Raw genomic sequence first — 20685 nt, forward strand, 5'->3', positions numbered from 1 at the left:
TCACTGAAATTGTTCGGTGCCTGCCATGTCAATGATTCAGTGGACTAGTGATTGACGATTATCGCATCAGGGCGATCCGGGACCAGGCGGTACGGCTCGTCGTCGGCCAGGAAGTCGCGTTCCTCGCGTGCGCCGGCAATCCATTGCTGCATCGCGGGCAGAGCCAGCATGAAGTCGGCGTAGGCCTTGGCCGCTTCGGCGTCATCGGGCAGGTGGATGCCGTAGGTGGCAAAGCGGCTCACCACCGGCGCAAAGAACGCGTCGGCCACGGTGAAGTCGCCGAACAGGAACGGCCCGCTCGCGCCGTGCTGCTTGCGCAGCCCTTCCCAGATCGCGGCGATGCGCTCCACGTCGCGCTGCACGGCCACGTTCCAGCCGCACCCGGGCAGCACCGCAGTCACGTTCATCGGCAACTGGCTGCGCAGGTTGCCGAAGCCCGAATGCATCTCGGCGCAGACGGCGCGCGCCACCGCGCGCTGGGCGCGGTCGGCCGGCCACAAGTGCTTTTCCGGGAAGCGCTCGGCCAGGTATTCGGAGATCGCCAGCGAATCCCACACCGTGACCTCGCCATCGACCAGCGCCGGCACCTTGCCCGCGGGCGAATAGCGCGCGATCTCGGCGGCGAAGCTGCCGGTGAACAGGCGCACCTGCACTTCTTCGAAATCAATGCCGGCCTGGCGCAGCAACAGCCACGGGCGCAGCGACCAGGAGGAATAGTTCTTGTTGCCGATGACGAGCTTCATCGTGGGTCCTTGGGGGAGGAAACGGAGGGAGACGGCGCAGGCGCGGCGCCTGCGGCCTGCAGGACGGCGTGGCGGCCGCGCGCCGGACTGGTCATTCTGCCAGTGCGGCCGCCCGCGTCAAAGTGAATTGCGCTAGCAACCGATATGAAATCCGGTCACATAGGCCGCACCGGGCCGCCGGCGCGTCAGCGGTGCACGCTGGCCCGCATATGCGTCATCGCGGTATCGCGGTTGCGCCCGGCCAGCGCGTCGGTCATGACCGACTCCAGGCTGGCCGGATGCAGGTTCAGTTCGGGTGCGACCGGGTGTTCCAGCACATTGTCGAGCCGCATCGAGTCCAGGTTGTCGCGCGACAGCAGCGGTTCGCCCGGCATATGCTCCATGATGCTGGCCTGCACCCGTGCCAGCGCATCGGGCAGCGCGATCACCGGGCGCGGATGCCCGGAAGCACGGCCGGCAAAGCGCACCAGCTCTTCCAGCGTATAGACCTGCGGGCCGCCCAGCTCATAGCCGTGGCCGATCGTGGCCGGGTTCACCATGGCATTCAGGTAGGCCTGCACGACATCCTGCACGAATACCGGCTGGAAGCGCGCATGCGCGCACGCCAGCGGCACCACCGGCGCCATCTGTTGCATATGGGCGAACAGGTTCAGGAAGTGATCATCGGGGCCGAACACCACCGAGGGCCGGAAGATGGTCCAGTCCAGCCCGCTGACGCGCACGACGCGCTCGCCGTCGCCTTTGCTGCGCAGGTACATCGACGGCCCGTTGCTGTCCGCGCCCAGCGCGCTCATATGCAACAGCCGGCGCACGCCGGTGGACAGGCACGACGCCGCGATCTGCCGCACCATCTCCACATGCGCGCTGGCAAAGGCTTCGCCGTAGGGGTCGGCGCGCTCGCCGTGCAGCACGCCCACCAGGTTGACGACGATGCCATCCACGCCCAGCGAGCCGATGGCGTCGTCCAGCGCGGCATTGTCGGCCAGGCCCAGCTCCACCACTTCCACGCGCGGCAGCAGCAGCAGGTGCTGCGCGTGCTCGATATTGCGCGTGCCGACTACGATGCGGTCGGGGGCGATGGGGGAATCGGGGTTGGCGCCGGGCTCCAGCGGCGCGCCCGAGGCCGAGGCAGCCCCGGCCAGGCGCGAGACGAGGTGGCTGCCGATAAAGCCGGCGCCACCGATGACGAGGACGTTGCTGGTCTGCATGATGCCTCCGTGCCAAGAAAACTGCACGCCGCGGCACCCTGCGCCAGCCCGGGCCCGCCGGATCGTCCCGGCAGGGCCCGTCCTGCCCGCCCCCGCAGGGGCAACTTCAGGGCAGGCTGGTGGTAGTCACCGCCGACGGCGCGACCATGCCCAGGCGCGATTTCAGCGACTGCGGCCGGCCACTCATCAATGCAGCATAGTACGTGGCGTTGGAAAGCACATTCTTCACATAGCCGCGCGTTTCATTGAACGGAATGGTCTCTGCAAAGATCGCGCCTTCCACCGGCCGCGCCAGCGTGCTGCGCCAGGCCTTGGGCCGGCCCGGGCCGGCGTTGTACGCAGCCGAAGCCAGCGTCCACGAGCTGTCCAGGTCGGTCAGCACCATGCTCAGGTAGTTGGTGCCAAGCAGGATGTTGATATTGGGATCGGCCATCATCGACGGCGAAAAGTCGGCCATGCCGATCTTGCGCGCGACGTACTTGGCCGTGGCCGGCATCACCTGCATCAGGCCATGTGCGCCCGCCGACGAGCGCGCGTTCATGAGGAAGCGCGATTCCTGGCGGATCAGGCCGTACACCCACGCCATGTCCAGGCCGACATCGTCGGTGGCACGCTGCATGATGTCGCGGTACGGCATCAGGAAACGCAGCGTGAAGTCATGTTCGTTGCGGGTGCGGTCAGCGGAGTTGACGGTGCGGTCCAGCAGTTCCAGGCGGCGCGCATACTCAGCCGCGGCCAGCAGCTCGCGGTCGCTCATATTGCGCAACTCCCAGTTCCACTCGCGGTTGCCTTCGAAGCGCAGGTTCATGGCATAGAATTTCTGCGCCCGCTGAAAACCGGCGCGCGTGCGCATGGCCATGGCCTCGGCGTCGCTGACGGTGGTGCGCGCCGGCAGCGTGATGCGGTTGCCCAGCTCTTCGCTGGCCAGCTGGCCGTAGAAGTTGAACTGGCCGGCGATCTGCTGGAAGTTCTGCTGGGCCTCGGTGTCGCGGCCGTCGGTCTTGAGCGCGCGGCCATACCAGTAGATCCAGGCCGGGTCCTTGGCGCGCAGTTCGGGGCGCATCAGCTCCACCGCCTGGCGCACCTGCTTCCAGTCGCCCTGGCGCAGCGCGGCGCGCACGCGCCATTCCTGCGTGTCGTCGGAGAGCCACTGGTTGCCGCCCAGGTCCATCTGGCGGCGGTAGTAGCCAGCCGCATCGGGCAGCAGCTTCTTGGCGGCGAACTGGCCGATCACGCCCCAGGCCGCGCCCTGCTCGTCACGCGACAGCGCGCCCTGGGCCGTGCCGAGGTAGGCCACCGCCTGCAAAGGGTCGTTGCGTGCCATCTTGACGACGGTGGCGAGCGTATCGCCGTCCACGCGCTCGTCAGGCAGCAGCGCGGCGATCTTGCCGGCCAGCGTGAGGTAGTTCTGCTCCAGCGCCAGACGCGCCTGGTAGGCGACATCGCTGCGCTGGATCTGCTGGCTTTGCGCCAGGTAGCCGATCAGGTCGACACAGCCTTCGCCGTAGTACTTGGGGTCGCTCAGCACATTGCGCGCATCGGCGGCCACGTTCTGGCCCTTGAGCGCGCGCGACAGCAGCGCATAGCACTCGACCTGGGTATCGTCCTTGAGCGCAAACTGCGGGTATTCGACATCGAAATTGGCCCAGTCGCGCTTCTTGCCCAGCACCAGCAGCCAGTCATTGCGCATGCGGTCGGCAATGGCGTCGCCCTTGTAGCGCTGCAGGAACACGCGCACCTGGTCGTCGGGCGCATCGATGCGCGCCAGGCCGCTGGCGTCGAACAGCTGCGGCTTGATGCGGAAGTACTCGACATAGGACGGGACCGGGTAGTCCACCAGCGTGGCCGAGATCGCGTAGGCACGCTCCACGTCGTTCTTGCGCGCGGCTTCGCGCAGCGCGGTGAAGGCCTCGTCGGGATCGCTCGGGATCACCGCCGCCTGCGGGCGCGACACCGCCTGCGGGCGCTTCTGCGCATGGACGGGCGTGACAAGCAGTGCACATGCCAGCGCGATCCAGGCGGCCCGGCCGGCACGCTGCAGATATACTCCCTTCAGCATTCTTTGCTTCCTTGTCGATGACGGCGGCGCCGGCGCCTGGAACCTTGTGCCCAGCCGCGGTTCCGCCGTCCGTGTTTGGTTCGGACGAGGGGCATTATCCCACGCCATGTCATCCACTCCTGTCACGACTGCACCCAACCCCGCCGCCGACGACCGTCGTGCACTGCGCACGCAGCTGCTGGCGCAGCGCGCCGGCCTGCCCGCACGCGCCGAAGCCGACGCGCGCATCGCTGCCGCGCTGTCCGGATTGCTGGCCGGCCTGGCCGTGCGCTGCCTGGGTTTCTACTGGCCGATCCAGCAAGAGTTCGACGCGCGCGACGCGGTCGGCCGCTGGCTCGCCGCCATGCCTGGCCGCAGCGCCGCGCTGCCGTCGGTCAGCCGCCCGGGCGCGCCGCTGGATTTCCACCTGTGGACACCGGACACGCCCATGGCCACCGGCCACTACGGCATCCCGGTGCCGGACGGCACTGAGGCCGTGACGCCCGATGCGCTGCTCATTCCTTGTGTCGGTTTCAGCCCGGACAAGTTCCGCCTGGGCTACGGCGGTGGCTTCTACGACCGCACGCTGGCAGCCATGGCGCAGCGGCCAGTGGCGATCGGCATTGGCTATGAAACCTGCCGGGTACCGTTGCAGGCGCAGCCGCATGACATCGCCATGGACTGGATCGTCACGGAATCCGGCCCGTTCTAGCCCGGCTCGGCCTCAGCGCCCCGCACCAGCTCATCCACCAGCGCACGCATGCAGCGCCAGTGCGAGCCCTCCCAGAACACGCGCCGGCACTGGTCGCAGGTGACAAAGCTGCGATGGCGCTCGAGCACCCCCTCCGGCACGCGCCCGGCCGCGCCGGCCGCATCCAGCGCGCGCAGCGGCGTGTTGCAGTCCAGACATAGCGAAAACGGCCGTGCGCTGCGCGCCAGGTCCAGCCGCGCAAAGATTTCCCGCACCTGCAGTTGCGATTTGATCGCGCGCACATAGCAGCCGTGGGTGATGCCGCGGCGCTTGAGCAGCTCGCGGTCGCGCGTCAGCACGACGCGGCCCTGGTCGACGGCGATGCGCTCGATCTCGCTGTCTTCGAAATGGTTGTCGTAGAGGGTGTCGAAGCCGGTCATGCGCAGCAGGTGCGCCAGGCCGCCCAGGTGCGCGTCGGCGACAAAGCGCATCACCCGCAGCGGCTGCTCGCGTACCCGCAGCAGCGGGGACACGTCGAGCCGTTCGAACTTGGGATAGACCGAGACCCGGTCGCCATGGCACAGCTGCCGCTCGAACCCGGACGATTCGCCATTGACCAGGATCAGCTCGACTTCGGTATGCGGCACGCCCAGCGCCTCGATCATGTGCTTGACCGTGGCGGCGCGCGCGCAGGCGCAGGACAGGTCACGCCGGCGCTGGTCCGGCGCGAGGAAGTCGTTCAGTTCCTCGTAGAAGCGGAAGGTGGCAGTGACCATGGTGCCGAGTATGGCACTGTCGGCAGTTCGGCGCGATAGCGGGTCGTTGCCTCAGCCCGCGTTCCCCAGCCGCAGCGCCGCCTCCACCGCCAGCTTCGCCCAGGGCGTCATCGCGCCGGGCGATTCCAGCGCCGCCGGCGGCAGGCTCAGGTAGTGGCGCATGGTGACCTCGCGCTTTGCCGACTGGTAGCGGAAGGGCTCGCTGCCCTCGGCCTCGAACTTGCCGCGCGTGGCGTCATCCGCCTTCAGGTAGCAGGTGCCGCCCGACACCAGCGCAAACATCAGCCCGTCATAGAACAGGCCATGGCCGCCAAACATGCGCTTGGCGCTGACAGGGCCGATGCGCGCCGCCAGCGGCCCCATCAGCTCGAGCAGATGTTCGATGAAGGGATCGGGGCGGCGCGTGGCCATGGCGGGCTTTACAGCTTCAGGCGCTGCCAGATCGCCTTGGTGGCGCCGGCGGCATTGAGCGTGTAGAAATGCAGGCCCGGCACGCCCGCGGCGAGCAGGCGCTCGCACAGCGCGGTGACCACGTCCAGGCCGAAGGCGCGGATCGATTCGCGGTCGTCGCCGAAGCTCTCCAGCCGCTTGGCCACCCAGCGCGGCACTTCAGCCCCGCACGTCTCGGAGAAGCGCATCAGCTGCGTGTAGTTGGTGATCGGCATGATGCCCGGCACGATCGGCACCTCGAGGCCCGTCGCGCGCACGTCATCGACAAAGCGGAAGTAGGCGTCAGCGTTGTAGAAATACTGCGTGATCGCCGAGTTGGCGCCGGCCTTGACCTTGCGCACGAAGTTCTCGAGATCGTGGCGCGGCGACTTGGCCTGCGGGTGGTACTCGGGATAGGCGGCGACTTCGATGTTGAACCAGTCGCCGGTCTCGGCGCGGATGAACTCGACCAGTTCGTTGGCGTAGCGGAACTCGCCGATCTCGCCCATGCCCGAGGGCATGTCGCCGCGCAGCGCGACGATATGGCGGATGCCGCCGTCGCGGTACTGCTGCAGGATCGCGCGGATGCTCTCGCGCGACGAGCCCACGCACGACAGGTGCGGCGCGGCCTCGATGCCTTCGCGCTGGATTTCCAGCACCGCGTCCAGCGTGCCCTGCTGCGTGGTGCCGCCGGCGCCGAACGTCACCGAGATGTACTTGGGCTTGAGCGGGGCCAGCTGCGCACGCGTGTTGCGCAGTTTCTCCGTGCCCTCCGCCGTCTTGGGCGGGAAGAATTCAAAGCTGAAGTAGCGGTCTTGCATGATGGTGGCGCGCCGCGTTGGCGCGGCGCGTGAAATGGGATTCGTGACAGTGCAGCCGCTTCAGGCGTTGCGTTCGCCCAGCAGCAGGCTGGCCAGCAGCCACGAGATCACGCTGTACAGGATGGAGCCCAGCAGGGCCGCCCAGAAACCGCCGACGGTAAAGCCCGACAGCAGGTTGCCGACAAACAGGAACAGCAGCGCGTTGATGACGAAGATAAACAGCCCCAGCGTCAGCAGCGTGACCGGCAGCGTCAGGATCACCAGGATCGGACGGATCAGCGTATTGACCAGGCCCAGCACCAGCGCCGCCAGCATCGCCGAGCCGAAGCTCTTGATGTGGATCGACGAGATGAGGTACGGCAACACGAACAGCGCAACGGCGTTGATGACCCAGACGACCAATAGTCTCATGACGGCTCCTTGAATGTGGTTTCTCCCCCTCTCTCGCAAGCGGGAGGGGGAGCCCTGCCTTCCTGCGCGGATCAGTAGCGGTAGTGGTCGGCCTTGTACGGGCCTTCCTTCTTCACGCCGATGTACGCGGCCTGCTGTTCGGTCAGCTCGGTCAGTTGGGCGTTCAGCTTGCGCAGCTGCAGGCGCGCCACCTTCTCGTCCAGGTGCTTGGGCAGCGTGTAGACGCCGACCGGATACTTGCCGCTGTCGCGTTCCTGCCAGAGTTCGATCTGGGCGATGGTCTGGTTGGCGAACGAGCTGCTCATCACGTACGACGGGTGGCCGGTGGCGCAGCCCAGGTTCACCAGGCGGCCCTTGGCCAGGATGATCAGCTTCTTGCCGTCAGGGAACTTGACGTGGTCAACCTGCGGCTTGATCTCATCCCATTCGTACTTCTCGATCGAGGCGATGTCGATCTCGTTGTCGAAGTGGCCGATATTGCAGACGATGGCCTGGTCCTTCATCCTGGCCATGTGGTCATGGGTGATGACATGGTAGTTGCCGGTGCAGGTGACGAAGATATCGCCATGCTCTGCGGCGTAGTCCATGGTCACCACGCGGTAGCCTTCCATCGCGGCCTGCAGCGCGCAGATCGGGTCGATCTCGGTCACCCACACCTGCGCCGACAGCGCGCGCAGCGCCTGTGCGCTGCCCTTGCCCACGTCGCCGTAGCCGGCCACGATGGCAACCTTGCCGGCGATCATCACGTCGGTGGCGCGCTTGATGCCGTCCACCAGCGACTCACGGCAGCCGTACAGGTTGTCGAACTTGCTCTTGGTCACCGAGTCGTTGACGTTGATGGCCGGGAAGCGCAGTTCGCCCTTCTGGGCCATCTGGTACAGGCGGTGCACGCCGGTGGTGGTTTCCTCGGTCACGCCGCGGATGGCCTCCAGGTTGCGGCTGTACCAGCTCGGATTCTTGGCCAGCTTTTCCTTGATGGCGGCGAACAGGTAGGTCTCTTCCTCGCTGCCCGGCTTGGCGATGAGCGACGCGTCCTTCTCGGCGCGTGCACCCAGGTGCAGCAGCAGCGTGGCGTCGCCGCCGTCGTCCAGGATCATGTTGGGGGTGCCGCCGTCCGACCAGTCGAAGATGCGGTGCGTGAAGTCCCAGTATTCCTTCAGCGATTCGCCCTTGAAGGCGAACACCGGCGTGCCGCCGGCGGCGATCGCGGCAGCGGCGTGGTCCTGGGTCGAGTAGATGTTGCACGAGGCCCAGCGCACGTCGGCGCCCAGTGCCTTGAGCGTCTCGATCAGCACGGCGGTCTGGATGGTCATGTGCAGCGAGCCGGCGATGCGCGCGCCCTTGAGCGGCTGCGCGGCGGCGAATTCGTCGCGGATCGCCATCAGGCCGGGCATTTCGGTCTCGGCAATGGCGATTTCCTTGCGGCCCCAGCCGGCCAGCTTGATGTCGGCGACGAGGTAGTCTTGCTTCAGGTCGGTCACAGCGTTCATGTTTCACTCCCGGTGAAGAGTGGCACGCAGGTGACGAGTACGGGGGAACCTGGTAGCTGTGGCATGGCGCAAGGGCACATGCGAAGCACGCGGATAGGTCGACTCGCCTCCGTGCGGACCACGGATCAGCGAGCGCCGTTGAAGACAGTCCGAGCCTGGCGGATGGCATGGGGCGGCTGTGCCGCCGGCCGCGCGATGTGCTTCGCAGGCCTCCATCCGTTGCAACGCTCCTCGGAGTGGCGGTATTGTAGCGTGCCCGGGCGCCTTGCGCACCGGCTCCCTCCGATTCCTGCACAGATGATCCCAACGCCACCCCGCACCCTGACCATCGCCGGTTCCGACTCCGGCGGCGGCGCCGGCATCCAGGCCGACCTGAAGACCTTTTCCGCGCTGGGCTGCTTCGGCATGAGCGCCATCACCGCGATCACCGCGCAGAACACGCTGGGCGTGACCGGCGTGCACGCCATTCCCGCCGACATGGTGGCCGCGCAGATCGATGCCGTGGCCAGCGATATCGGCGTGGACGCGGCCAAGACCGGCATGCTGGGCACCGCCGCTATCGTCGAGGCCGTGGCCGCGGCGGCGGACCGGCACGGCATCCGCAAGCTGGTGGTGGACCCGGTGATGATCTCGACCTCGGGCGCGACGCTGTCCGATGACGCCACCACGCAGGCCATGGTGCGGCTGCTGTTCCCGCGCGCGCTGCTGGTCACCCCCAACCTGCCGGAAGCGTCGTACCTGCTGGGGCGCAGGATCGCGCATCGCGCCGAGATGGAACAGGCCGCCGCCGACCTGATCGCCATGGGCTGCCCCGCGGTGCTGCTCAAGGGCGGCCACCTGGAAGACGGCGCCGGCGCCGGCGGCCTGGACGACCTGCTGATGCTGGCCGACGGCAGCGTGCGCGTGTTCACGCATCCGCGCGTCGATACCCGCAACCTGCACGGCACCGGCTGCACGCTGGCCGCCGCGATTGCCGCGCAGCTGGCGCGCGGCGATGCGCTGGAGGCGGCCGTGGGCACGGCGCTGGACTATGTGGCGCAGGCCATCGCGGCGGGCGCGGGGCTGCGGCTGGGCGCCGGCAACGGGCCGCTGAACCATTTGTTCGCGCCGCGCGCGCTGGGTTGACGGACATGACGATGCTGGCCGATATCGACCTGCGCAGCGACCCGGCTGCCGCGTTCTACCTCAAGCATGAAGTCGTCGACGTGGTGTTCGCCACCGAGCCCGGCGAGCTGATCAGCCGGGAGGGACCCAACCGCTACCAACCTGGCGATGCGCTCATCACCAGCCGCGGCGGCGACCGCTGGTGCGTCTCGCGCGACCGCTTCGACCCCAAGTACGAGGCCGTGCCGCCGCTGGCGCACGGCCAGGACGGCGCCTACCGCAACAAGCCGATCCCGGTACTGGCGCGCGAGATGCACGAGGCCTTCAGCATCGCGCGCAGCGCCGGCGGCGACGTGCTGCACGGCAAGCCAGGCGACTGGCTGATGCAATACGCGCCCGGCGACTATGGCATCACCGAGCGCGCACGCTTCGAACAGGTGTACCGGCCACTGCAGGACTGAGCGGCCAGGCCGACGCCGGGGTCAGTTGCCGCCGGCGGACAGCGGCACCAGCTTGAATGCGGCCCGCGCCACGCACACCACGGTGCCGGCAGCATCCTTGACCTCGCCCTCGCAGAACGCAATGCGCGCGCCGCGGCGCAGGCAGCGCGCCTCCAGCGTCAGCTCGCCGCGCGCTGCCGCCAGGAAATGCGTGGACATATCGATCGTGATCACGCCGGTTTCCAGCGGCGCATGCGAGCGCGCGGCGCCGCTCAGGGTGAAGTCCAGCGTCGCCATCAGCGTGCCGCCATGCACATCGCCGCGGCTGTTGACCAGCGACGGGTGCGCCGGCAGCCGCGTGCGGCACAGGCCTTCCTCGATCTGCACCGGCTGCAGGCCGAAATAGCGCATCAGCGGCACGTCGATGCCGAAGTAGGGCTTTTCGGGCGTGCCGGGGGCGACGGGGATGATTTCGGGGGCGGTCTGGCTGGACATGATGGGGGATGCTGGGTGGTTGGCGGGGAATGCTGCCCAACATCATAACGGTGGGGTCCCGTTCGGTTCCCGCGGCTGGGCGAATGTCGCACAAATCCTGGCGCCGCGCGCGCCCTTCAGAGCACCTGCCGCATCGCCACCCGCTGCCGCAGCCCCGCAGCACGCTGCGCCGCCAGCGCATCGGCCAGCAGCGGACACAGCTCGTCGTCACGCAGCTGGCGAAACCCGAGCGACGCATAGAACGGCGCATTCCAGGGCAGGTGGGCAAAGGTGGTCAGGTTGAGCGAGTGCGATCCCCCCGCCCGCGCCCAGCCCTGCACCGCCCCTACCAGCGCCCGCCCGATGCCGCGGCGCCCGTGGTCGGGGTGCACATCCATTTCATCGAGATAGGCGTACTCGCGGTTGCGGCTGGCCAGTGCAAAGCCAGCGAGTTCCCCATCGCGCTCGGCCACCCACAGGCGCGCTTCGCGCTGCGCGGCGGCCAGCACCGGCTCCGGCGTGCTGACCAGGCGCAGCAGCGCCGGCAGGTCCGCGTCAGGGAAGAGCGCCGCGGCGGCCAGTTCGATATCGGCCAGGCGCGGCACCTCGTCGGCCGCTGCCAGGCGGATGTGCGCAGCAGCAGCCATGGCTGGCTCCGCGCTCAGGCAGCGGGGAACAGGCTGACCAGGCGGGCCACCGCGGCCGGCACGTCATCAGCCTCGGTCACCGCGCGCACCACGGCGGCACTGCCGACGCCGACGGCCAGCACCTCGCGCATATTGGCGGCGTTGACGCCGCCGATGCCCACCAGCGACGGGATCACCGGCTGCATCAGCTTCACATAGGCGCGGAAGCGGCCCATGCCCTGCGGCTGGGTCGGCATCACCTTGGTGGTGGTCGGGAAGATCGCGCCCAGCGCCAGGTAGCTGGGGCGGATCGCGGCCACGCGCAGCATCTCGGCATAGCCGTGGGTGGAGACACCCAGCCGCAGACCCGAAGCGCGGATCGCATCGAGGTCGGCATCATCCAGGTCTTCCTGGCCAAGGTGGATGCCGTAGATGCCGCTCCGCTCGCCACCGTTGGCGGCGCGGTAGTCGATCGCGGCCTGCCAGTGGTCGTTGACGAACAGGCGCGAAGACGAGCCCTGCATCGCCTTCGCCGCGCGTGCGATCTCGGCGCGCACCGCGGCCGGGTCGTCGGACTTGAAGCGCAGCTGCACCGTCGGCACGTTCAGCGGCGCCAGGCGCTCGATCCATTCGGCGCTCGGCACCACCACGTACAGGCCCAGCGCGGGGCACGGCGCGAACGGCGCCTCGACCTGCTCTGGCGCCACCAGGGCGGCGTGCCGCACGTGCGGGAAGCGGGCAAAGTCAGACGGCCAGTCGGCCGAGCCCGGCTCCCAGGCGCGCGCCAGGCACAGCGCGTCGTGCGCGGGAAAATGCAGCGACAGGCTGGCCAGCAGCACCGCGACAAAGGCAGGCGAATGCGGCTGGTCGGTGTCGGCGGCAACGGAGAAGACCCACGTGCCCATCGGCGAGCGCACGGTGTCGATCCACTGGCCGCCCTCGCGGTCGGTCCCGATCAGCGTGGCGCCTGCCGCGGCCACGCGCGCGATCGTGCCTGCGTCGGCTTCGCCGTCGGACAGGAGCACATCGTGGGCGCCGGGCTGCGCGGGCGCGTCGGCCAGGCGCCAGGCCTGCCACGGCTTGTCATCGACGCCAAAGATCTCGCCATAGTGTTCCAGCACCGCCTGGCGCAGCGGGCCGTCGCTGGCGGCATGCACCGCACGGCGGGTCATGCGCGCTGCTCCGTGCTGTCGGCGTGCCAGAACGGCATGCCGACCACCGGGGTGCTGGCCTGCGCCACCTCGCGCTCGGGCATCGGCCCGGCCAGGTAGGCCGTGCGGCCGGCTTCCACGGCCTGCGCAAAGGCGCGCGCCATATTGACCGGGTAGGCGGCCTGCGCCACCGCAGTATTGAGCAGCACGCCGTCGTAGCCCCACTCCAGCACCTGCGCCGCATGCGACGGCAGGCCCAGGCCGGCATCGACGATCAGCGGCGTGTCGGGCAGGCGCTCGCGCAGCACGCGCATCGCGTGCGGGTTGACTGCGCCGCGGCCGGTGCCGATCGGGGCGGCCCACGGCATCAGCGCCTGGCAGCCCACGTCGAGCAGGCGGCGGCACAGCACCAGGTCCTCGGTGCAGTACGGCAGCACCTTGAAGCCTTCCTTGATCAGGGTCTCGGCCACGGCCGGCAGGTTCAGCGTATCGGGCTGCAGCGTGTAGTCGTCGCCGATCAGTTCCAGCTTGATCCAGGGCGTTTCGAAGACCTCGCGCGCCATCATCGCGGTGGTGATCACTTCCTGCGCGGTGAAGCAGCCGGCGGTGTTGGGCAGCACCGGCACGTCCAGCGCCTTGAGCATCTGCCAGAAGGCCTGGCCGCCCTCGCCAGCGCCCACCGCGCCCTGGCGGCGCAGCGCAACGGTGATCATGGCGGGCCTGGAGGCCTGCACGGCGGCCTCCAGCGTGGCCGGCGACGGGTAGCGCGCGGTGCCCAGCAGCAGGCGCGAGCCGAACGACTCGCCATACAGCACGAACGGGTCGCGCAAGGTTTCGGAAGGTTCGAATGTCATGGGTCAGCCTCCCGTCACGGGTTGCACGAGGTCGATGCGGTCGCCGGCCGCAAGCAGGGTGTTGGCGTGGGCGCCGCGCGGCACGAACTGGCCGTTGACCGCCGCGGCAAAGGGGGGCGCGATCTGCGCCGCGCTTACCGCGTCCGCCAGCGTGGCGGAATCGGCAAGGGCGAGCGGTCGGCCGTTGAGCAGGATATCCATGTCTGTCATGCGTTAGTGCAGCAGTCCGCCGGGTGCGGCCATGGTGGTCGTGGCGGGCGCTTCGGTCACGGCCTCGATCATGCCAGGCCAGCGCAGCGCGGCCGGCACCGCATGGGCTGCGGGATCGCCCTTGAGCAGCGCGCCCACCACCGCGCACGCGGCCTCGGTCACCGCCGGCGCAATCAGAAAGCCATGCCGGTACAGCCCGTTGACGCGCACCACGCGCGAGCGCTGATCCACGCGGATCGCCGGCAGGTGGTCGGGCCGCGTCGGGCGGCGCTGTACGTTCAGCTCCAGCACGCGCGCTTCGCCGAAGGCGGGATGCAGCGAATGCGCGGCCGACAGCAGCTCCAGCGCGGAACGCACGCTCATGGGCGAATCATCCTCGCTTTCCAGCTCGGTGGCGCCAATCACGTACAGGTCGTTGGGCTTGGGCGCGATATAGATCGGGTAGCGCGGATGCAGCAGCCGTACCGGCCGGTGCAGCCTGACGTCGGGCGCATGCACGCGCACCACTTCGCCGCGCAGGCCGCGCAGCCCCGGCTGAGTGCCGCCGGGTTGCGCCGGCCAGGACGCGCGCGCGCCCAGGCCGCGGCAGTCCAGCACCACGTCGGCACGGATGCCGAGCCTGGGCAGCGATTCGGCATCGACCTCGCCGGCCTCCCAGACGCAATGCACGCCTTCGCTGACCGCGCACGACAACAGCGCGCGCAGCGCGCCACGGTTGTCGAGCTGGCCTTCGCCGGCCAGCAGCAGTCCCTGCGGGAAGCGGCCCGCCAGCGCGGGCTCGACTTCGCCCACGCCCTTGCCGTCCAGCGCGCGCAGCCGCTGCGACACCAGTTCGGGCGGCGCCACCGCGCGCACGCGGCTGGTGAACAGCGACATCTCGGCGCGGTCGCGCGCATGCCAGACCACCAGCGTGCCGTCCTCCTGGAAGAAGACCGGCTCAGGCAATTCGGCCAGCCACGCGCGCCACAGGTCGACGCTGGCGATGCCCAGGTCGACGATGCGGCGCTCGGCAATGGCCGATTCCGCCAGCGGCGCCAGCATGGCCGCGGCCACATAGGCGGCCGAGCCCGCGCCGTCCGGGCCGGCCCGCTCCACCAGCGCCACGCGGGCGCCGCTGCGGACCAGTTGCCAGGCGGCCAGGCGGCCGGCAAGACCGGCCCCGAGGATGGCGACGTCAAACGACTGCACTGCTGTCATGAGGGGTGTTGTGCCGGACGCGCCATGCGGCCGCGTCCGGCCTCCTTGTTGTCGGTGCCGCCGCGCGAGGCGCTGCGCGGCGGCGAAACACGAGCGGGCATGGGTGCGAAGCCGTGCCCGTACTGCCTGTCACTGCATCACGAGTAGATCTTGCTGCCCTTCTTCAGGAACTCGACCGACTTCTCTTCCATGCCCTGCTTCGCTTCCTTGGGCAACGAGGCCGCGTAGTCGCGCACTTCCTGCGTGATCTTCATCGAGCAGAACTTCGGCCCGCACATCGAGCAGAAGTGGGCGATCTTGGCGCCTTCGGCCGGCAGCGTGGCGTCGTGGTACGAACGCGCGCGTTCCGGATCGAGGCCGAGGTTGAACTGGTCTTCCCAGCGGAACTCGAAGCGTGCCTTGGACAGCGCGTTGTCGCGCAGCTGCGCGCCCGGCCAGCCCTTGGCAAGGTCGGCAGCATGGGCCGCGATCTTGTAGGTGATGATGCCTTCGCGCACGTCTTCCTTGTCCGGCAGGCCCAGGTGTTCCTTGGGCGTGACGTAGCACAGCATGGCGGTGCCCATCCAGCCGATATTGGCCGCACCGATGCCGCTGGTGATGTGGTCGTAGCCGGGGGCGATGTCCGTCACCAGCGGTCCGAGCGTGTAGAACGGCGCTTCATAGCAGTGCTTCAGCTCTTCATCCATATTGGCCTGGATGCGCTGCAGCGGCACGTGGCCCGGGCCTTCGATCATCACCTGCACATCGTGCTCCCACGCCTTGGCGGTCAGCTCGCCCAGCGTGCGCAGCTCGCCGAACTGGGCGTCGTCGTTGGAGTCAGCGATGCAGCCCGGACGCAGGCCGTCGCCGAGGCTGAACGACACGTCATAGGCCTTCATGATTTCGCAGATCTCGTCGAAGCGCGTGTACAGGAAGTTTTCCTTGTGGTGCGCCAGGCACCACTTGGCCATGATCGAACCACCGCGCGAGACGATGCCCGTGACGCGGTCGGCCGTCATCGGCACGTAGCGCAGCAGCACGCCGGCGTGGATGGTGAAATAGTCCACGCCCTGCTCGGCCTGCTCGATCAGCGTGTCGCGGAACATCTCCCAGGTCAGGTCCTCGGCAATGCCGCCGGTCTTGTCCAGCGCCTGGTAGATCGGCACCGTGCCGATCGGCACCGGCGAGTTGCGCAGGATCCATTCGCGCGTCTCGTGGATGTGCTTGCCGGTGGACAGGTCCATGATGGTGTCGGCGCCCCAGCGGATCGACCACACCATCTTTTCCACTTCCTCGGCCAGCGACGAGGTCACCGCCGAGTTGCCCAGGTTGCCGTTGATCTTGACGCGGAAATTGCGCCCGATCGCCATCGGCTCCAGCTCGGTGTGGTTGATGTTGGCGGGAATGATCGCGCGGCCCGAGGCGATTTCCTGGCGCACGAATTCCGGCGTGATGTCTTCCGGACGCAGCGGCAGGCCGGCGCCCAGCGCGTTGCCGGGGTGCTGGCGCAGCAGCGCCTTGTATTCGGGCTTGTCGTACAGCGCCTGCAGGTTCAGCGATTCGCGCAGCGCCACATACTCCATTTCCGGCGTGATGATGCCCTTGCGCGCGTAGTGCATCTGCGACACGTTGGCGCCGGCCTTGGCGCGGCGCGGATTGGTCAGCTGGGCAAAGCGCAGGTGCGCGGTGGCGGGGTCGTTGGCGCGGTCGCGGCCGTATTCCGACGACAGGCCCTTGAGCACTTCGGTATCGCCGCGCTCATCGATCCACTTGGCGCGCAGCGCCGGCAGGCCGGCCTTCAGGTCGATATGCACGTCCGGGTCGCTGTACGGGCCCGAGGTGTCGTACACCGGGATCGGCGGATTGGACATCTCGCCCTTGTCGGTGCGCGTCGACGTTTGCAGGATGGTGCGCAGCGGCACGCGGATATCCGGGCGGCTGCCGGTCAGGTAGGTCTTGCTGGAAGCCGGATAGGCGAATTTCTGGTCGAGATCGCTTTCGAGCGATTCGAAGGATGCAGCGGGGGCAGTACGGGCCATGGGTGTCGTCCTCTCTCTTGCGGGGGTGGACGAAACCAGGAGCCCTGTGAGCGCTGCCTTGGAGGCCGTGGGGCCTGGGGCGGCGAGTCCCGGAGGGACTAGAGACTTGGTCTTGTGAAACTTCCCACGCCGGTACTAACCGGATCGGGTTCGAAGGGACTCTCTCAGCCGCACGGCCCATCCGTACGGCACCCCTGTTTCATCCAACGGGGTGAATTTAAGCACAAGCCCCCGGCGGGCGCTAGTGCCAATTCACCTACATTTGTGGTGCCACAGCTGTGCGCACAGGTATCAAATGACGCATGCTGCAGCGCACGAATCCCACGCAAGGGCATGGCAATGCACTCAAACGCGCGTCACGTGCTCTACCATGCAAGCAGGACGCGTCCACCTTCCATGCCGCCATGACTGAAGCTGCCACCCACCGCGTATTCAACCAGGTGCCCGATCTCGCGCACTACAACCTGTTTGCCACCGACCCGTCACTGCGCGGCGCCCTGGATCGGCTGGGAGGCGGCTGGCATGCCGCCGCGCTGGGCCAGTTCGGCGCGCGCCTGGGCGAGCCGGAAGTCCAGCAATGGGCAGCCGATGCCAACCACCACACGCCCGAGCTGCACACGCACAGCCGCACCGGCGAGCGCATTGATGCCGTGGATTTCCACCCGAGCTGGCACGCGCTGCTGGGCTTGCTGCGCAGCCAGCAGCTGCAGGCCCTGCCCTTCGCCCAGCCGCGCGCGGGTGCATGGGTGGCGCGCACCGCCGGCTACTTCCTGCAGGCGCAGGTGGAATCCGGCTCGCTGTGCCCGCCCACCATGACCTTCGCCAGCATCCCGGTGCTGCGCAAGGAAACCGCACTGTTTGCCGAGCTGGAGCCGCGGCTCTATGCGACCGAACACGATGCGCGCGACCTGCCGTGGCGCAGCAAGAGCGCGATCATGATCGGCATGGGCATGACCGAGAAGCAGGGCGGCTCGGACGTGCGCGCCAACACTACCGTGGCGCGCGCGGTGCGCGGCGAGGGCCGCGGCGCGGAATACGCGCTGACCGGGCACAAGTGGTTCTTCTCCGCGCCGATGTGCGATGCGCACCTGGTGGTCGCGCGCATGGGCGCCGAAGACGGCCCGCTGTCGTGCTTCTTCGTGCCGCGCTTTCGCGACGACGGCAGCAAGAACGCGGTGCTGATCCAGCGGCTCAAGGACAAGCTCGGCAACCGCTCCAATTCCAGCAGCGAGGTGGAGTTCCGCGACGCCACCGGCATCCTGATCGGAGAGGAAGGCCGCGGCATCCCGACCATCATCGAGATGGCCACGAGCACGCGGCTGGACTGCGTGATCGGCAGCGCCGCGATCCTGCGCGCGGCCTTTGTGCAGGCGCTGCACCATGCGCGCCACCGCAGCGCCTTCGGGCGCCTGCTGGCCGACCAGCCGCTGATGCGCAATGTGCTGGCCGACCTGGCGCTGGAATCCGAAGCGGCCACGCTGCTGATGATGGAGCTGGGCCACGCCTTCGAGCACGCTGACGATGATCCGCTCGCGGCGGCATGGAAGCGCGTGGTCACCCCCGCGGCCAAGTTCTGGGTCTGCAAGCGCACGCTGGAAGCCACCGGCGAAGCCATGGAAGTCTGGGGCGGCAACGGCTACGTGGAAGAAGGCCCGATGGCGCGGCTGTACCGCGAGGCGCCGGTCAACTCGATCTGGGAAGGCTCGGGCAACATCATGTGCCTGGACGTGCTGCGCGCGATCCAGCGCAATCCCGACGATGCCGCATGCTTGCTGCAGGACCTGTCGCGCCGCGCCGGCGGCCATCCTGCGGTGCGCGCGGAACTGGCGTCGCTGCAGGCCATGCTGCGCGAGCCCCCCGAGCTGCTGGAAGCCAACGCGCGCCGCTTTGCGCAGGGACTGGTGCTGACCACGCAGGCCGCGCTGATGCTGGCGCATGCCGATACCGAGAATGCCGAGCTGTTCGTCGCCAGCCGGCTGGGACGGCAGCACGGGCGCGTGTTCGGCACGCTGGATGCGGATGCCGACGCGCTCAAGCGGGTGTTCTCGCGCGGCTTCGAAGGCTAACGATTCAAGCCTCCATCGATTCCAGCACCCGCAGCATCACCCGCGGCGCATAGCGGATCAGGTCATGCGCGCGCTCGCCGATCATGATGGCGGGCGCATTGATGTTGCCGCCGACCAGGGTCGGCATCACCGACGCATCGACCACGCGCAAGCCCTCGACGCCGCGCACGCGCAATTGCGGGTCCACCACCGCCATCGCATCCATGCCCATGCGGCAGGTGCCCACCGGGTGATAGATGGTGTCGGCATGCTCGCGGATCATCTCGCGCACGGCAGCGTCGTCGCTGCCATCGGCACGCAGGCCGGCGGAATAAAGTTCGCGCCCGCCGAAGCCGGCCAGCTGCGGCTGCGCAAAGATGCTGCGCACGATGCGCACGCCGGCCACCATGTCGTCCAGGTCGCGCGCATCGCTCAGGTATTGCGGGTCGATCAGCGGCGCGCGCCGGATATCGTGCGAGGCCAGCCGCACCTCGCCGCGGCTGCGCGGGCGCAGCACGCAGACATGGCAGGAATAGCCGTGGCCGAAGTTCAGCCGGCGCATGTGGTCATCCGCCATGCCGACCACGAAATGCAGCTGCAGGTCGGGCTCGGGCAGATCCGGGCGGCTGCGCAGGAAGCCGCCTGCCTCGGCGAAGTTGCTTGACATCATGCCGGTGCGCTCGCGCCGGTAGCGCAGCATTTCAGACACCAGCCGCGCCAGGCCGCCGAATGACACGCCGAACAATTCAGGCACGGCCACGCGCTTGTGCAGCACGATGTCCAGGTGGTCCTGCAGGTTGGCGCCCACGCCGGGCAGGTCATGCACGACGGCGATGCCATGTTCGCGCAACTGCGCGGCGGGGCCGACGCCCGACACCATCAGCAGCTGCGGCGAGCCGAATGTGCCCGCGCACACGATCACGTCGCGGCGCGCGCGCAGCAGTTGCCGGCGGCCCTCGCGCACCACCTGCACCCCGGCCGCATGGCGGCCTTCGAAAACAATGCGCAGCGCCTGCGTATCGGTCAGCACCTGCAGGTGCGCGCGGCCGCCGTTGCAGGCCCGGTCGCGCTTGTTGCCACCGTGCAGGTAGGCACGCGCCGCGTTCCAGCGCTCGCCCGCGTGCTGCGTGACCTGGTACCAGCCCACGCCCTCCTGCTCTTCGCCGTTGAAATCGTCGTTGCGCGGGAAGCCCGCCTGCTGCGCAGCCTCGATGAAGCGTTCGGCAAAGGGGTTGGGGGTGCGCAGGTCGCTGACGTGCAACGGGCCGTTGCCGCCGTGCAGCGGGTCGTCGTCGCTGCCGGCCAGGCGTTCATTGCACTCGGCGCGGCGGAAGTACGGCAGCACGTCGTCCCACGACCAGCCGTCGCAGCCGGCGGCGGCCCACGCGTCATAGTCGGCGGCACGGCCGCGCGTGTAGATCATGGCGTTGATCGAGGAACTGCCGCCCAGCCCACGCCCGCGCGGCTGGTAGCCGCGGCGGCCGTTCAGGCCTGGCTGCGGCACGGTTTCATAGCCGTAGTTGCGTGCCCCCGCGCGCGGCAGCAGCGCGGCAAGCGCCGCGGGTGTGCGTACCAGCACATGGTGATCGTGGTGCCCGGCCTCGACCAGGGCAATGGTGTCGTCGCCGCTGTCGGCAAGCCGCCCCGCCAGCGCACAGCCCGCCGAGCCCGCGCCGACGATGACGTAGTCAAAGGTGGTTTCCATCTGTCTCCCCGCGAGTCCGCAGGCGGCGCGCGTGCGTGAGCCGGGCCGCGCCAGTGCGTGCGCGCCCTGTCCGTCCAGCGGATGGCAAGCTGTGAGATTCAGTGTAGGCGCTAGCCCGGACTGTGGAGAAGCCCTGTGGCGCGAGCCGCCGGCGCTGCGCAGACGGGCGTTTGAATTGCCCTTCTGGTAGGAAACTTCCATTGCCATGGCTGGCACGCTACCTTATCGTGCGCGGGAACACGCGGACCGCTGCA

At 68.6% G+C, this 20685-nt stretch carries 20 protein-coding genes and 2 riboswitches; of the genes, 4 read left to right on the forward strand and 16 right to left on the reverse strand.

Going from position 1 to position 20685, the window contains the following annotated elements; genetic code table 11:
* Positions 1-44: 44 nt before the first annotated feature.
* From ACW4E8_RS04245 to ACW4E8_RS04255, 3 genes are all read right to left on the reverse strand, one after another.
* A complete protein-coding gene (locus ACW4E8_RS04245) occupies positions 45-743 on the reverse strand; it encodes a glutathione S-transferase family protein (protein WP_456803356.1) in 699 nt (232 codons plus the stop codon).
* Between the two features lie 185 nt (positions 744-928).
* Positions 929-1951, reverse strand: a complete 1023-nt coding sequence (locus ACW4E8_RS04250) for a complex I NDUFA9 subunit family protein (protein WP_456803357.1) — start codon at positions 1949-1951, stop codon at positions 929-931.
* Between the two features lie 106 nt (positions 1952-2057).
* Positions 2058-4010 carry a transglycosylase SLT domain-containing protein gene (locus ACW4E8_RS04255; protein ID WP_456803358.1) on the reverse strand — a complete coding sequence of 651 codons (1953 nt, stop codon included), beginning with the start codon at positions 4008-4010 and terminating at the stop codon, positions 2058-2060.
* Positions 4011-4116: 106 nt separating this feature from the next.
* Here ACW4E8_RS04255 and ACW4E8_RS04260 point away from each other — a divergent pair, with 106 nt between their 5' ends.
* Entirely contained in the window at positions 4117-4701 is a 585-nt protein-coding gene (locus ACW4E8_RS04260; protein WP_456803359.1) for a 5-formyltetrahydrofolate cyclo-ligase, read from the forward strand.
* On the opposite strand, the gene ACW4E8_RS04265 is transcribed toward ACW4E8_RS04260, so the two are convergent.
* The 5 genes from ACW4E8_RS04265 to ahcY all read right to left on the reverse strand — a co-directional run bounded on the left by ACW4E8_RS04265 (position 4698) and on the right by ahcY (position 8607).
* The gene (locus ACW4E8_RS04265; RefSeq protein WP_456803360.1) at positions 4698-5456 is read right to left on the reverse strand and encodes a Mut7-C RNAse domain-containing protein; all 759 of its coding nucleotides are present in this window, start codon (positions 5454-5456) and stop codon (positions 4698-4700) included. The two genes, ACW4E8_RS04260 and ACW4E8_RS04265, sit on opposite strands and share 4 nt — an antisense overlap.
* Before the next feature lie 51 nt (positions 5457-5507).
* The gene (locus ACW4E8_RS04270; protein ID WP_456803361.1) at positions 5508-5867 is read right to left on the reverse strand and encodes a TfoX/Sxy family protein; all 360 of its coding nucleotides are present in this window, start codon (positions 5865-5867) and stop codon (positions 5508-5510) included.
* Between the two features lie 8 nt (positions 5868-5875).
* A complete protein-coding gene (metF, locus tag ACW4E8_RS04275) occupies positions 5876-6706 on the reverse strand; it encodes a methylenetetrahydrofolate reductase [NAD(P)H] (protein ID WP_456803362.1) in 831 nt (276 codons plus the stop codon).
* 60 nt (positions 6707-6766) lie between these two features.
* Positions 6767-7117: a phage holin family protein gene (locus ACW4E8_RS04280; RefSeq protein WP_316152481.1), complete on the reverse strand. Its 351-nt coding sequence runs from the start codon at positions 7115-7117 to the stop codon at positions 6767-6769.
* 71 nt (positions 7118-7188) lie between these two features.
* A complete protein-coding gene (ahcY, locus tag ACW4E8_RS04285) occupies positions 7189-8607 on the reverse strand; it encodes an adenosylhomocysteinase (protein ID WP_456803363.1) in 1419 nt (472 codons plus the stop codon).
* 123 nt (positions 8608-8730) lie between these two features.
* Positions 8731-8846, reverse strand: a riboswitch (S-adenosyl-L-homocysteine riboswitch).
* A gap of 58 nt (positions 8847-8904) precedes the next feature.
* On the opposite strand from ahcY, the gene thiD reads away from it, so the two are divergent.
* Together thiD and ACW4E8_RS04295 are read left to right on the forward strand one after the other, a co-directional pair.
* On the forward strand, positions 8905-9732 hold the full coding sequence (gene thiD, locus ACW4E8_RS04290) for a bifunctional hydroxymethylpyrimidine kinase/phosphomethylpyrimidine kinase (protein ID WP_456803364.1): 828 nt from the start codon (positions 8905-8907) through the stop codon (positions 9730-9732).
* 5 nt (positions 9733-9737) lie between these two features.
* Positions 9738-10172 (forward strand): PGDYG domain-containing protein, encoded by a 435-nt coding sequence (locus tag ACW4E8_RS04295; RefSeq protein WP_436220657.1) that lies wholly within the window; start codon positions 9738-9740, stop codon positions 10170-10172.
* Positions 10173-10193: 21 nt separating this feature from the next.
* Here ACW4E8_RS04295 and ACW4E8_RS04300 read toward each other — a convergent pair whose 3' ends face one another.
* The 7 genes from ACW4E8_RS04300 to thiC form a co-directional block, all read right to left on the reverse strand.
* Positions 10194-10646, reverse strand: a complete 453-nt coding sequence (locus ACW4E8_RS04300) for a PaaI family thioesterase (RefSeq protein ID WP_456803365.1) — start codon at positions 10644-10646, stop codon at positions 10194-10196.
* A gap of 116 nt (positions 10647-10762) precedes the next feature.
* Positions 10763-11272: a GNAT family N-acetyltransferase gene (locus tag ACW4E8_RS04305; RefSeq protein WP_456803366.1), complete on the reverse strand. Its 510-nt coding sequence runs from the start codon at positions 11270-11272 to the stop codon at positions 10763-10765.
* Positions 11273-11286: 14 nt separating this feature from the next.
* Positions 11287-12423 carry a thiamine phosphate synthase gene (locus ACW4E8_RS04310; RefSeq protein ID WP_456803367.1) on the reverse strand — a complete coding sequence of 379 codons (1137 nt, stop codon included), beginning with the start codon at positions 12421-12423 and terminating at the stop codon, positions 11287-11289.
* Positions 12420-13256 (reverse strand): thiazole synthase, encoded by an 837-nt coding sequence (locus ACW4E8_RS04315; protein WP_010813326.1) that lies wholly within the window; start codon positions 13254-13256, stop codon positions 12420-12422. Before ACW4E8_RS04315 ends, ACW4E8_RS04310 begins: the two co-directional genes overlap by 4 nt.
* Before the next feature lie 3 nt (positions 13257-13259).
* The gene (gene thiS / locus ACW4E8_RS04320) at positions 13260-13457 is read right to left on the reverse strand and encodes a sulfur carrier protein ThiS (protein ID WP_114131108.1); all 198 of its coding nucleotides are present in this window, start codon (positions 13455-13457) and stop codon (positions 13260-13262) included.
* Positions 13458-13469: 12 nt separating this feature from the next.
* Positions 13470-14663 (reverse strand): FAD-dependent oxidoreductase, encoded by a 1194-nt coding sequence (locus ACW4E8_RS04325; RefSeq protein WP_456803368.1) that lies wholly within the window; start codon positions 14661-14663, stop codon positions 13470-13472.
* Between the two features lie 137 nt (positions 14664-14800).
* Positions 14801-16681 carry a phosphomethylpyrimidine synthase ThiC gene (thiC, locus tag ACW4E8_RS04330; protein WP_456803369.1) on the reverse strand — a complete coding sequence of 627 codons (1881 nt, stop codon included), beginning with the start codon at positions 16679-16681 and terminating at the stop codon, positions 14801-14803.
* A 104-nt stretch (positions 16682-16785) separates the two neighbouring features.
* Positions 16786-16887: riboswitch (TPP riboswitch) on the reverse strand.
* Positions 16888-17085: 198 nt separating this feature from the next.
* Between thiC and ACW4E8_RS04335 the strand changes: the two genes are divergently transcribed.
* Entirely contained in the window at positions 17086-18747 is a 1662-nt protein-coding gene (locus ACW4E8_RS04335) for an acyl-CoA dehydrogenase family protein (protein WP_456803370.1), read from the forward strand.
* 4 nt (positions 18748-18751) lie between these two features.
* Here the strand turns inward: ACW4E8_RS04335 and ACW4E8_RS04340 are convergent, their stop codons facing one another.
* Positions 18752-20431: a GMC family oxidoreductase gene (locus tag ACW4E8_RS04340; RefSeq protein WP_456803371.1), complete on the reverse strand. Its 1680-nt coding sequence runs from the start codon at positions 20429-20431 to the stop codon at positions 18752-18754.
* Positions 20432-20685 lie beyond the last annotated feature (254 nt).

Source organism: Cupriavidus sp. CP313 (assembly GCF_054072015.1).

What these genes read in the sequence shown, in the direction of transcription:
- thiD (WP_456803364.1), top strand. Translation starts at nt 8,905, where the DNA reads ATGATCCCAACGCCACCCCGCACCCTGACCATCGCCGGTTCCGACTCC.
- ACW4E8_RS04315 (WP_010813326.1), bottom strand. Translation starts at nt 13,256, where the DNA reads ATGACATTCGAACCTTCCGAAACCTTGCGCGACCCGTTCGTGCTGTAT.
- ACW4E8_RS04280 (WP_316152481.1), bottom strand. Translation starts at nt 7,117, where the DNA reads ATGAGACTATTGGTCGTCTGGGTCATCAACGCCGTTGCGCTGTTCGTG.
- ACW4E8_RS04305 (WP_456803366.1), bottom strand. Translation starts at nt 11,272, where the DNA reads ATGGCTGCTGCTGCGCACATCCGCCTGGCAGCGGCCGACGAGGTGCCG.
- ACW4E8_RS04340 (WP_456803371.1), bottom strand. Translation starts at nt 20,431, where the DNA reads ATGGAAACCACCTTTGACTACGTCATCGTCGGCGCGGGCTCGGCGGGC.
- ACW4E8_RS04295 (WP_436220657.1), top strand. Translation starts at nt 9,738, where the DNA reads ATGACGATGCTGGCCGATATCGACCTGCGCAGCGACCCGGCTGCCGCG.
- ACW4E8_RS04265 (WP_456803360.1), bottom strand. Translation starts at nt 5,456, where the DNA reads ATGGTCACTGCCACCTTCCGCTTCTACGAGGAACTGAACGACTTCCTC.
- ACW4E8_RS04255 (WP_456803358.1), bottom strand. Translation starts at nt 4,010, where the DNA reads ATGCTGAAGGGAGTATATCTGCAGCGTGCCGGCCGGGCCGCCTGGATC.
- ACW4E8_RS04250 (WP_456803357.1), bottom strand. Translation starts at nt 1,951, where the DNA reads ATGCAGACCAGCAACGTCCTCGTCATCGGTGGCGCCGGCTTTATCGGC.
- ACW4E8_RS04325 (WP_456803368.1), bottom strand. Translation starts at nt 14,663, where the DNA reads ATGACAGCAGTGCAGTCGTTTGACGTCGCCATCCTCGGGGCCGGTCTT.
- ACW4E8_RS04270 (WP_456803361.1), bottom strand. Translation starts at nt 5,867, where the DNA reads ATGGCCACGCGCCGCCCCGATCCCTTCATCGAACATCTGCTCGAGCTG.
- metF (WP_456803362.1), bottom strand. Translation starts at nt 6,706, where the DNA reads ATGCAAGACCGCTACTTCAGCTTTGAATTCTTCCCGCCCAAGACGGCG.
- ACW4E8_RS04310 (WP_456803367.1), bottom strand. Translation starts at nt 12,423, where the DNA reads ATGACCCGCCGTGCGGTGCATGCCGCCAGCGACGGCCCGCTGCGCCAG.
- thiS (WP_114131108.1), bottom strand. Translation starts at nt 13,457, where the DNA reads ATGGATATCCTGCTCAACGGCCGACCGCTCGCCCTTGCCGATTCCGCC.
- ACW4E8_RS04300 (WP_456803365.1), bottom strand. Translation starts at nt 10,646, where the DNA reads ATGTCCAGCCAGACCGCCCCCGAAATCATCCCCGTCGCCCCCGGCACG.
- thiC (WP_456803369.1), bottom strand. Translation starts at nt 16,681, where the DNA reads ATGGCCCGTACTGCCCCCGCTGCATCCTTCGAATCGCTCGAAAGCGAT.
- ahcY (WP_456803363.1), bottom strand. Translation starts at nt 8,607, where the DNA reads ATGAACGCTGTGACCGACCTGAAGCAAGACTACCTCGTCGCCGACATC.
- ACW4E8_RS04260 (WP_456803359.1), top strand. Translation starts at nt 4,117, where the DNA reads ATGTCATCCACTCCTGTCACGACTGCACCCAACCCCGCCGCCGACGAC.
- ACW4E8_RS04335 (WP_456803370.1), top strand. Translation starts at nt 17,086, where the DNA reads ATGACTGAAGCTGCCACCCACCGCGTATTCAACCAGGTGCCCGATCTC.
- ACW4E8_RS04245 (WP_456803356.1), bottom strand. Translation starts at nt 743, where the DNA reads ATGAAGCTCGTCATCGGCAACAAGAACTATTCCTCCTGGTCGCTGCGC.